Origin of the sequence: Ferrovibrio sp., assembly GCF_019636075.1 — a bacterium.
GTDB lineage: Bacteria > Pseudomonadota > Alphaproteobacteria > Ferrovibrionales > Ferrovibrionaceae > Ferrovibrio.
Window position 1 is genome coordinate 1 of record NZ_JAHBYG010000069.1, and the last position, 11,237, is coordinate 11,237.

Genomic DNA, 11,237 nt, shown 5'->3' on the forward strand with positions numbered 1-11,237 from the left:
AGGCTCAGTTACGATAGCCCTACCCTCACCGCGGAATGGATAAGGAGCGTCGCCAATACTTACGGGTTCCATCAGGTGCAGGCGGCGTAGTTCCCCCCCCTTCTCAGCTATGTTCCAAAACTCAGCTGGTGAGGCGGGCCACGGTATGCGGGGGAAATCGATCTTAAGGAACTCGGCGAAAGTTGTGCGATATGTGGCGGAGTGTAGGACGCCATAGATATAATCAAAGGTTGCCAATTCATCGGGCTCGCCGTGGGCATCATCTTTCGCCGCCGCTTGCAGTTTCTTCCAAAGCCTAGCATCGAAGTTAACGCGTTGCGTTTGGTCAATGTCTTCCTGCACATAGAGTGGAGCGAAATTTGCCCCATCTTTGATTTCTACAAAGACAGCGGGGGCTGGAAATTTAGATACAACTGCATGTTGCCACGAATTGGCTTTGGTTTGACGCACAAAGTTTAGGCCGAAATTAGTGGAAGGCAGGACATTCTTGAGCAGGGACCACCGAGGATAGTCCATCATTGTTTCGTCTAGCATACAGAAGCGGCGATCAAAGGGCCGATAGTCGCAAGGTACAATACGTTCCTCTAGGGTGGCATCCGCCTTTGCTCGGATTCGAGCGGTAGAAACTTGCCAATCCCTGTTGTCGGCTATGCCATACCGCTTTCGCAGATCATCGTCAGACAAGCGATCATCGAGCATATCGGCAAGCCGTTTTTCTATTGCCGCCTTGTCGAAGCTTACAGCAAAGTCATCCCGATGCGACTGGAAGCCTATTTGATTCATTGGCATGAATTGTGCCAGATCGAATCCTTCGTCGTAGGCTTCTAAGAGCTTTCGGTTAATTGGATAAAACATTAGGTATTTCGGATCAGGGTCCAGCTTTTTCCATGACAAATTATTCAATTCGGATTGCCGTAGGCGGTCATATTTATATCGCCGAGGTCCCCAGAGTTCAGCGTGGAATACATCGGCAGGAACCGGAGTTTTTTGGGCCACATCGTTTGACCTGCGGTGTTTCACGCCGATCAGAACGGCGACACCCTGCATGATGTCAAAAACGTTGACATCATTTGTGCCGTCCGGCGATATCTCTTTTTTCTTTGAGTTTCCGTGCAAATCAAGGATGTAAAGCTTATCAAAGCTCTGCATCAGATGCCAGCGCATCCCCCGGAAAGTAGGGCTATCGATGTAGCTATGATTGGTGATGAAGCCCAGAACGCCTTTACCTGTTTTGGAAATCATGCGTTCAGCGAATCGGATGAATTTTACGTAGTCGTCGTTGATCCATTTGGGATTCCGCTCTTTCAACTTCCCCTTGCCGCCAGGTTCCATCTTATATGGGGCAATCAGATTGGTTGCCCACGTGCCATTGTTAGAACTGACCCCAGAATAGGGAGGATTTCCAAGAACGCACATGATAGGCATGTCACGTTTGATGACATTCGCCTCTTTGGCCTCGCGCGTGAGCCATTGCGCCATGAATAGGTCGCGAACATCTCGTTCACCTTCCTCAAGGCTGTTGGTTAGATAGATTGACAGCCGTGGTGGAGCTTTGCTGGGCCTATAGCCTAGCTCGCCTAGTATCATGTCTAGCCTCATGTGGCACATGGCATAGGAGGCCATCAACAATTCGAAGCCGTGCAGACGAGGGATCAGGTCCTGTTCGATGTAGTTTGACCACATGCCTTCCGCTGGGTTTTTGATTCTGGGGGCTATCAGCTTAATGATTTCGGCCAGAAAGGTTCCGGTTCCTGTGGCCGGGTCAAGGATTTGTACGCGGTGGACATCTCGTTTATGGGTGATTGGCTTACCCTTGGCGTCACTTTGGCCACTATCAAAGTCAATTGTTACTTTCGAGGTGTCGGCTAGGCCTTCTATGAGATCAAACTCGGTACGTAGAACCTCATCCACAGCTCGAACAATGAAGCTGACCACGGATTCGGGAGTATACCAGACACCACGAGCCTTGCGTTTGGCCGGATTGTAAGCGGCAAGGAAGACCTCATAAAAGTGCAAAAAAGGGTCGCTTTGTCCGGTCAGTTTGCCGAAATCCTTCATCAGTTCTGCTACATCTGCGGCCTGAAAAATGTTTGCTAAGTCGTCAATGATCCAGCGGATGCTATCATCCAGGGTTGGGCCGGCCACAAAGCTGAACAGGCTGCGCAAGAAGGGATTAGATTTGGGCAGCAACTCAAGCGCTTCTTGCCGAGTGAAGGTGGCAAGAGAGGCATCGTGCAAACGAGCTGCAAACATACCGTAGGCTATGGTTTCGGCATAAATATCTGCGAAATCCTCAGGTCGGATGTCGTGGATCAAGTGTTTGCGGAACGCTTGGTATTGCCCGCCGAGATCACTACGGAAGTCTTTGTCTTCACGCAGCGCCTTGAACAGAATATCCTTGATGAGCCCTGCTTTTCCCGCCATCATTTCAGCTAGAGTGCGCGACGAAGTGATGGTCTGGGGTTTTTGGGCGATAAACTCACGTAGCAGATTTTCAAGCCGATTATACTCTTCCGGTTTAGGCTGAATGCCCAGCAGGTAATTAGCTATAGTTACTGACGCAAAGCGTTGGCCGTTTCGGTAAAAGTCCCAATCAAGGCAGTTGGTGTAGATCAGGTTTGGTAGTGCCTTGAGGTAGCGCTGTTGTTGTTCTTTGTTGCCGTCCTTCATCGCTCGGATATCGACGTCAATGTCTTTGGCCTCAATGTGACCGATAACAATTTCACCACGCTGCACTATGAAATCTGGGGCACCGCACTTTACGCGTTTGGGCTCGTTTAAAGCTGTGATGTTTTCTTCAAGGCTGCTAAGTAATGTTTCCAGCGCAGAGCGGTAGGAGTGTTCGGTCGCGGCTCCAGTCTTGTGGACAGTTTGCACTTTGGTAATGAAGTCAGCGATTAGCATTGTGTTCTCCTGTGCCGCCTGCGACTAAACGTGGAAATGCATACGGCTGCAAGAGAGTATGTAGTTATAAAAACATATATTTGCGGGTGCGGTCGCCAACCGCTGTGAGATATTAATCGTAGACTTAGATATTCGGCTGGCACTATTTTGTGTTCATCCAATCTAACATTTCGAATGAAGCATAAAAAACCGCCCCGGTTTTTGGCCGGGGCGGTTCGGAAGCGGGTAGGGTTGCGCTGGCTTACTTCAGGGCCAGCTTCATGTTCTCGTCGATCTTGTCGAGGAACTTCTGGGTGGTCAGCCAGGGCTGATCCTTCGAGATCAGGATGGCCAGATCCTTGGTCATGAAGCCGGCTTCCACGGTGGAGATGCAAACCTTCTCCAGGGTGTGGGCGAACTTGTCCAGGTCCGGGTTGTTGTCCAGCTTGGCGCGATGCATCAGGCCGCGCGTCCAGGCGAAGATCGAGGCGATCGGATTGGTCGAGGTCTCGCGGCCGGCCTGGTGTTCGCGGTAATGGCGGGTCACGGTGCCATGGGCGGCTTCGGCTTCCACCACCTTGCCATCCGGGGTCATCAACACGCTGGTCATCAGGCCCAGCGAGCCGAAGCCCTGCGCCACCACGTCGGACTGCACGTCGCCGTCGTAGTTCTTACAGGCCCAGACGAACTTGCCCGACCACTTGATGGCGCAGGCCACCATATCGTCGATCAGGCGGTGTTCGTAGGTGATGCCGGCCTTCTTGAACTGGTCGGCGAATTCCTTTTCGTAGACTTCCTCGAACAGATCCTTGAAGCGGCCATCATAGGCCTTGAGGATGGTGTTCTTGGTGGAGAGGTAAAGCGGCCAGCCGCGCACCAGCGAATAGTTCATCGAGGCGCGGGCGAAATCGCGGATGGAATCATCCAGATTGTACATCGCCATGGCAACGCCGCTGCCGGGCGCCTTGAACACTTCCTTCTCGATGATCTTGCCGTCTTCGCCAACGAACTTGATGGTCAGCGTGCCCTTGCCGGGGAAGCGGAAATCGGTGGCGCGATACTGGTCGCCGAAGGCATGGCGGCCGACCACGATCGGGTCGTTCCAATGCGGCACCAGGCGCGGCACGTTCTTGCAGATGATCGGCTCGCGGAAGATGGTGCCGCCCAGGATGTTGCGGATGGTGCCGTTGGGCGACTTCCACATTTCCTTCAGATTGAATTCCTTCACGCGGGCTTCGTCCGGCGTGATGGTGGCGCATTTCACGCCAACGCCATGCTTGAGGATGGCATGGGCGGAATCGATGGTCACCTGGTCGTTGGTCTGGTCGCGGTATTCGACGCCGAGATCGTAGTAGAGCAGATCCACATCCAGGTAGGGCAGGATCAGCTTCTCCTTGATGAATTTCCAGATGATGCGGGTCATCTCGTCGCCGTCGAGTTCGACGACCGGGTTTTTCACCTTGATCTTGGCCATGCTGTCCTCTGCCTTGAGAATAAAGTTGGGAGTGGCGGGAAACTACCACTTCCGGCCCATCCCCGGAAAGCCCCGGGAGGGGCCGGGAAACCGGGAAATTAAAGCTTGCCGGCTTTCAAAGCTTGTCGGGCTTGGTGGGTACCTGCGGCGGCTGGGCGGCGCGCAGGGCGGCCAGCACCGCATCGGCATCCGGCAGCACATCGAAAAACGCCTTGGCGCCGCGCCGGGCGAAACCGCGCTCCACCACGCTGTCGATCAGTGCCAGCAGGGGATGCCAGTAATCTTCCACATTCATCACCAGGATCGGTTTGCCATGCAGCTTCAACTGCTTCCAGGTGATCACCTCGAACAATTCGTCCAGCGTGCCCATGCCGCCGGGCATGGCAATGAAGGCATCCGACATTTCCACCATCATCCGCTTGCGGGTATGCATGGAATCCACCACGTGCAATTCGCTCAGCCCGGTATGGCCCACTTCCCAGTCATGCAGATGGGCGGGGATGATGCCCACCACCTCGCCGCCGGCGGCAAGCGCGGCCTCGGCCACAACGCCCATCAGGCCGATGCGGCCGCCGCCATAAACCAGCCGGATGCCGTTTTCGCCCAGCAGGCGGCCCAGGATCTGGGCCTGGGCGGTGTAGACCTGGCTCTCGCCCAGGGCCGAGCCGCAATAAACGCAAACCGATTTGATATGCATGCCGCGAACCACTCGCAAAGTCGGGAAGGATTTGATGTCCGTTGCCTACCTGATTTTAGAGGCTGCCGCCAGTATCCAGGCCGGCAACCACAAGGCGACAGACACACCAATCCAGGCTTTATTCCCGATAAAATTTTCCGTGAAGTGAAAAATGTCCCTTCGCCGAATCCTACCCTGTCGGGCTATACAGGTTGGTGATCCGGTCCAGCAGCCGGTTGCCCCAATCAAGGATTCATAACATGGCATATTGGCGTAAACCTGTTCTTGCGCTCGGCTTGGCCTTGGCAGTCGCTACCGTTGGCAGCCTTGCTTATGCCCAGGCCGATGATGCGATCAAGTCGCGCAAGGACGGGTTCCAGGTTTTCCGCACCTCCGCCGGCGCGATCAAGCGCGTGGTGGACAGCAACGGCCCGGCAGCCGAAGCCGCAGCCCCTGCCCAGGCTCTCGCGGCCCAAGCCGCCAAGCAGGTTTCGTTCTTCCCCGCCGGTTCCGACAAGGGCAACACCAAGGCCAAGCCGGAAATCTGGGCCAACATGGCCGATTTCACCGCCAAGATGAAGGCCGCCGAAGATGCCGCCACGGCGATCGCCACGGCTGCTGCCGCTAACAATATCGATGGCGTGAAAGCTGGTTTCGGCGCTCTGGGCGCCGCCTGCGGCGCGTGCCACAAGGCCTATCGCAACGATTAATGGGGTTCCCACAGCCGGCTGCCTACTGGCCGGTTTCCCACCAGAAGAGGCGGCGTGGCAGGCAATATCCTGCCCGCCGCCTTTTTCGTTTTGAGGGAGATATGGCCGCTGCGGCCATATGGGTTATAAACCGCCTCAGATGTTTTGCGTTCGAGGCCCGTTTTGACCGATCAGCCCCATCATCCAGCCAGCCAATCCGGCGACAAGCTTGACGGCAAATCCGGCCGCCAGTTGAGCCTGGGGCTGGCCTTGCCGGAATCCTGGGCCGCGGAAGATTTTCTGCCCGCCGAGGGCAACCATGCGGCGTTGGGCTGGCTGGCGCGCTGGCCGGATTGGCCGGGCGGCATCCTGCTGCTGCATGGCCCGCCGGGCAGCGGCAAAACCCATCTGGCGCATATCTGGTGCGGACAGGCCGGCGCCGGTTTAGCAGAGGGCGGCATGCTGACCGAGGCTGCGGTGGACGACCTGGCCCGGGCCGCCCTGGCGCTGGATAATGCCGAGGCCGCCGATCCGGTGGCGCTGTTCCATCTGATCAACCTGATGCGCGAGCGTGGCCACGGCCTGCTGCTCACTGCCGCCAAGCCGCCGGCAGCCTGGAATGTGGCGCTGGCCGATCTGGCCTCGCGCCTGAAGGCTTTGCCGTTGGCCGAAATTCATGAGCCTGACGACGAATTGCTGGCCGCCGTGATGGTGAAGCTGTTTGCCGACCGGCAATTGGCGGTCGGCGAGGGCGTGATCGCCTATCTGCTGCCGCGCATGGAGCGCTCTTTCCATGCCGCCCGGCTTTGGGTGGCCCGGTTGGATGCGGCAGCCCTGGCCGAGCAGCGCGCCGTTACCATCGGCCTGGTGCGCCGCCTGCTGGAGGCGGAATAAGCGCGTTTCAGCCTCGCCGCAGCAACACCAGGCCGCCAGTGACGATCAGTGCGGTGCCGGCCCAGGTGGCAAGGCCTGGCAGATCGTTGAAGGCCACCCAGCCGATCAGGGCGGAGAAGGCCACCGTGCTGTAGCCGAGCGGCGCCAGGAAGGTGGCATCGGCAAGCCGGTAGGCGCGCACATTGCACATCTGCCCCAGTATGGCCATCGGCCCCAGCAGACAGAGTGCGCCGATCACCGGCCAGGGCGCATCCTGCCAGAACCACAGCACCGGCAGCGCAAACAGCAGCGCGGCAATGCCGTTCACATGCAGCACCATCGACAGCAGGCTTTCGCCGCGTGTGAGCAGCTTGATCAGGATCACCTCGCAGGCCACCAGCAGGGCGCCCAGGATCACCGCATAGGGCGCGAGGCCGTTGAGGCTGAAGCCGGCGGCATGGTCGCCGCGCACGATCACGAGGGCACCGCCCAGGCACAGCAGGCCGGCGATGATCTGGCGCGGATACAGCCGCTCGCCCAGCAGCAGCACGGCCAGAGCCATGGTGAAAACACCTTGCAGCAGCGCCAATGCCGAGGCATCGGCCAGCGGCATATGGGTGGCGCCATAGATATTGCAGGCGCCGCCGCCAACGCCGCAGCAGGCGCGCAGCACATGCAGGTGGCGTTTACGGGTGTCCAGCAATTGCCGCAGGGATTCGCGCCGCACCACGGCGATGCCGCTCACCGTGATGAAGCCGGAGCAATAGCGCAGCCACATGATCTGGATCGCCGGCACCAGGCCGCCGCTCAGCTTGCCCGAAGCGTAGACCAGCGAAAACACGCAGCAGCCGACCAGCGCCCAGAGAGCCACGGCAAGCTTGGGGTTGCCTGGCGCAAGCTTGAGGCTATCTGGCATGTCAGTCGGTCTGGTCCAGCCGCTTGCCATCGATCTCGCGGCGGGCACGTTCGGCCTGCCGGCGCTCGGCTTCGCGCTCGGCCTTGTTGCGGCCATGCAGGGCGCGGTTGGCACCGGCCTGCACGGCCTTGTCCTGCCGGGCTTTCGCCTTGCGCGCCTTGTTCAGATTGACGATCTCGGCCATGGATTGATCTTGCCAAATTTTGCCAAAAGCGTAAAGATGCTATCCATGACCACCATGAACATTTCCCTGCCCGAAAGCTTGAAGACCTTCGTTGATGAACAGGTCGACGAGCGTGGTTATGGCACCAGCAGCGAATACGTGCGTGCCTTGATCCGCAAGGATCAGGACCGGGTGAAACTGCGCGGGCTGTTGTTGGAGGGCGCTGGTTCCGTGCCCATGACAGCGGTTGACCAGGGCTATTTCGATGGCCTGCGCCAGCATGTCCGTGCCAGCATCAAGCCCGGAACCAAACCCGGGACCAAATCCGGGACCAGACCTGGCGCCAAAGGGTGAGGCATAAGCCTGTCATCCCCCGGCAGCGTGCGCACCAGGATGTTGAAGATACCCTCGGCTATTATGTAAACGAAGCCTCGGCAGAGATTGCGCTGGCCTTTGTGGATGCCCTTCAGGCAGCTTATGCGCATATCAGCCACCACCCGGCTTCCGGCTCGCCGCGCTATGGCCATGAGCTTGATCTGCCCGGCCTGCGGTGCTGGCGATTGAGCGATTTCCCCTATCTGATTTTTTATATCGAGCAGACCAGCCATATCGATGTGTGGCGTGTGCTGCATGGCCAGCGCGACATACCCGGATGGCTGAATGCGCCGGATTAATTGTCGTCCGCTTCCAGCATCGCGGGGGTGACGAAGCTGGCGAGATGGCCGCTTTTCGGCGTTACCTCGGCCCAGCGTTTGGCGGCGAAACTGATTTCGGCCAGGCCGCCGGTGGGATATTTGGCGATCAGGCGGTCCAGCGCATCGCTGGCGCCGGACCCGCAGAGCAGGGCGGCCAGATCCTCCAGCCCGGGATTATGCCCGATCAGCAGCAACTCGCGGCAATCGGTGGGGGCCGAGCGCACCAGGGCCTGCAGGGCCTTTCGGTCGGCCAGATATAGCCCGGGATCGAAACGGCAGACGATATCGGCGGGCAGCTTCTTGGCCAGTCTTTCCCAGGTCTGGCGGGTGCGGGCGGCCGGCGAGCACAGCACCAGGTCAGGCCGGATTCCGCGCTCGGCCAGATGCCGGCCCAGGCGGCGGCAGGCCTTTTTGCCGCGCGGCGCCAGCGGACGGGCGAAATCATCCAGATCGGGGTCGTTCCAGGCCGATTTGGCATGCCGCAGCAGCCACAGACGCAACATCGCTCAACTCCTTGTTCGGCAAAGGCCTTGGCGATTTCAACAGCCCGATTAAGGCGGTTTCACCGCTTTGACATATTTGCCCGTTACACCTATACCCGAAGCCGGGATTGGGCGCAGCCGCGCCTGTCCGGTCGGGAAAAACAGGATTCTCCGACATGCCGAACACTGTAGCTGCAACACCCTACCAGCCCAGCCCGGGGATCGCCCAGATCAGCCCGCGCGAACGCTATATCAACCGCGAATTGTCGTGGCTGGCCTTCAATCTCCGGGTCATGGAGGAGGCCAACAACACCCGCTACCCGCTGCTGGAGCGGCTGCGCTTCCTGTCGATCTCGGCCAACAACCTGGATGAATTCTTCATGGTGCGCGTGGCTGGCCTGCATGGCCAGGTGAAGGCGGGCATCGAGGAAGTGAGCCAGGACGGGCTTTCGCCGGCTCAGCAGCTTGCCCGCATCAACGAGGCGGCGGCGGAATTGATGGCCAAGCAGCAGGCCTGCTGGCGCTCGCTCTGCCTGGAGCTGAACGAGGCCGGCATCACCGTGCTGGAACCTGCGCAACTCAGCGAAACCGAGCGGCAATGGCTGGAGGATTATTTCCTCGGGCATGTGTTTCCCGTGCTGACGCCGCTGGCCATCGATCCGGCGCATCCGTTTCCGTTCATACCCAATCTGGGTTTCGCCATTGTGATGCAATTGCGACGGATCCGTGACGGTCGCAGCCTGAATGCGTTGCTGCCGCTGCCCAGCCAGGTGGACCGTTTCATCCGCCTGCCGGGCGATGAGATTCGTTTTCTGTCGCTGGAAAACCTGGTCGGCTTGTTCATGGACAAGCTATTTCCGGGTTACGAGACGGTGGGCCGCGGCCTGTTCCGCGTGACGCGCGACAGCGATATCGAAATCGAGGAAGAGGCCGAGGATCTGGTGCGCCTGTTCGAAACGGCGCTGAAGCGCCGCCGGCGCGGCACCGTGATCCGCCTCAAGATCAACCAGGACATGCCGGACGATCTGCGCCGTTTCGTGTGCGACGAACTGGAAGTGTCGCCGCAGGCCGTGGTGCCGGTGGATGGCATCCTGGGCCTGGCCGATACCAGGAAGCTGATCGTGGACGATCTGCCGCACCTGAAATTCCCGCCGTTCAATCCGCGCTTCCCGGAGCGTATCCGCGATTTCGGCGGCGATTGTTTCGCGGCGATCCGCTCCAAGGATCTGGTGGTGCACCATCCTTACGAGAGCTTCGACGTGGTGGTGCAGTTCCTGCGCCAGGCGGCGGCCGATCCGCAGGTGGTGGCGATCAAGCAGACGCTGTATCGCACCTCCGACGACAGCCCGATCGTGAAGGCGCTGATCGAGGCCGCCGAGGCCGGCAAGTCGGTGACCGCGCTGGTGGAGTTGAAAGCGCGTTTCGACGAGGCCGCCAATATCAAATGGGCGCGCGATCTGGAGCGTGCCGGCGTGCAGGTGGTGTTCGGTTTCATCGAACTGAAAACCCATGCGAAGATTTCGTTGGTGGTGCGCCGCGAGGGCGGTTCGCTGACCACCTATGTGCATTTCGGCACCGGCAACTATCACCCGATCACCGCCAAGGTTTACACCGACCTGTCGTTCTTCACCGACGACAACGACCTTGGGCATGACGCCACCTGCCTGTTCAACTTCCTCACCGGCTATGCGGCGCCGGAAACCCTGAAGCAGGTGGCGATTTCGCCATACACCCTGCGTCCGCGCCTGATCGAGCTGATCCACGACGAAATCGCCCATGCCAAGGCCGGGCGTCCGGCGGCGATCTGGGCGAAGATGAACAGCCTGGTGGATCCGGCGGCCATCGATGCGCTGTATGAGGCCAGCCAGGCCGGCGTGCAGATCGATCTGGTGGTGCGCGGCATCTGCTGCCTGCGCCCGGGCGTGACGGGCTTAAGCGAGAATATCCGCGTGAAAAGCCTGATCGGGCGTTTTCTGGAGCATTCGCGCATCGTCTGCTTCGGCGCCGGCCATGGCCTGCCATCGCCGGAAGCCAAGGTGTTCATCTCGTCTGCCGACTGGATGCCGCGCAACTTCGACCGCCGCGTGGAAGTGCTGATCCCGATCGCCAATCCCACTGTGCATGAGCAGGTGTTGGATCAGATTCTGGTGGCGAACTTGAAAGACGAGGCGCAAAGCTGGTATCTGGGGCCCGACGATCTCTACAAGCGGGCCAGCGATGCACCCGATGCCTTCAATGCCCATACCTATTTCATGACCAACCCGTCGCTTTCGGGCCGCGGCAAGGCACTGAAATCGCCGAAATCCATCCCTCGTTTGAAACTTAAATCCGGTTAGCATGCACGATTTCCTGCCGCTCGGTGTCATCGACATCGGTTCCAATTCGG

The 11,237-nt window shown here is 59.1% G+C and carries 11 protein-coding genes; 5 read left to right on the forward strand and 6 right to left on the reverse strand.

All coding sequences use genetic code 11. The annotated features are described in order from the left end of the window. The 3 genes from KF827_RS18905 to KF827_RS18915 all read right to left on the reverse strand — a co-directional run. On the reverse strand, window positions 1-2,904 hold a 2,904-nt coding region (locus tag KF827_RS18905), incomplete at its 3' end, for a type ISP restriction/modification enzyme (RefSeq protein ID WP_291008972.1). A gap of 241 nt (window positions 2,905-3,145) precedes the next feature. Beyond that, window positions 3,146-4,357, reverse strand: a complete 1,212-nt coding sequence (locus KF827_RS18910) for an NADP-dependent isocitrate dehydrogenase (RefSeq protein ID WP_291008975.1) — start codon at window positions 4,355-4,357, stop codon at window positions 3,146-3,148. Window positions 4,358-4,472: 115 nt separating this feature from the next. Continuing rightward, window positions 4,473-5,054: a TIGR00730 family Rossman fold protein gene (locus KF827_RS18915; RefSeq protein ID WP_291008978.1), complete on the reverse strand. Its 582-nt coding sequence runs from the start codon at window positions 5,052-5,054 to the stop codon at window positions 4,473-4,475. A 239-nt stretch (window positions 5,055-5,293) separates the two neighbouring features. On the opposite strand from KF827_RS18915, the gene KF827_RS18920 reads away from it, so the two are divergent. Both KF827_RS18920 and KF827_RS18925 read left to right on the forward strand, forming a co-directional pair. Then, complete coding sequence (locus KF827_RS18920; protein WP_291008981.1) at window positions 5,294-5,743, forward strand: cytochrome c; 450 nt, start codon at window positions 5,294-5,296, stop codon at window positions 5,741-5,743. Window positions 5,744-5,905: 162 nt separating this feature from the next. Next, window positions 5,906-6,616, forward strand: coding sequence for a DnaA/Hda family protein (locus KF827_RS18925; protein WP_291008984.1), 711 nt, complete (start codon window positions 5,906-5,908; stop codon window positions 6,614-6,616). A gap of 7 nt (window positions 6,617-6,623) precedes the next feature. Here the strand turns inward: KF827_RS18925 and KF827_RS18930 are convergent, their stop codons facing one another. After that, on the reverse strand, window positions 6,624-7,511 hold the full coding sequence (locus KF827_RS18930) for a DMT family transporter (RefSeq protein WP_291008987.1): 888 nt from the start codon (window positions 7,509-7,511) through the stop codon (window positions 6,624-6,626). 1 nt (window position 7,512) lies between these two features. After that, window positions 7,513-7,695, reverse strand: coding sequence for a DUF4169 family protein (locus KF827_RS18935; protein ID WP_291008990.1), 183 nt, complete (start codon window positions 7,693-7,695; stop codon window positions 7,513-7,515). Between the two features lie 45 nt (window positions 7,696-7,740). On the opposite strand from KF827_RS18935, the gene KF827_RS18940 reads away from it, so the two are divergent. After that, window positions 7,741-8,028 (forward strand): type II toxin-antitoxin system ParD family antitoxin, encoded by a 288-nt coding sequence (locus KF827_RS18940; RefSeq protein WP_291008993.1) that lies wholly within the window; start codon window positions 7,741-7,743, stop codon window positions 8,026-8,028. Then, window positions 8,025-8,348, forward strand: a complete 324-nt coding sequence (locus tag KF827_RS18945; protein ID WP_291008996.1) for a type II toxin-antitoxin system RelE/ParE family toxin — start codon at window positions 8,025-8,027, stop codon at window positions 8,346-8,348. The genes KF827_RS18940 and KF827_RS18945 overlap by 4 nt, the downstream gene beginning before the upstream one ends. Here the strand turns inward: KF827_RS18945 and KF827_RS18950 are convergent. Then, window positions 8,345-8,872: a histidine phosphatase family protein gene (locus KF827_RS18950; protein ID WP_291008999.1), complete on the reverse strand. Its 528-nt coding sequence runs from the start codon at window positions 8,870-8,872 to the stop codon at window positions 8,345-8,347. The genes KF827_RS18945 and KF827_RS18950 overlap by 4 nt on opposite strands. Before the next feature lie 155 nt (window positions 8,873-9,027). Here KF827_RS18950 and KF827_RS18955 point away from each other — a divergent pair, with 155 nt between their 5' ends. Continuing rightward, complete coding sequence (locus KF827_RS18955; RefSeq protein WP_291009002.1) at window positions 9,028-11,187, forward strand: RNA degradosome polyphosphate kinase; 2,160 nt, start codon at window positions 9,028-9,030, stop codon at window positions 11,185-11,187. Window positions 11,188-11,237 lie beyond the last annotated feature (50 nt).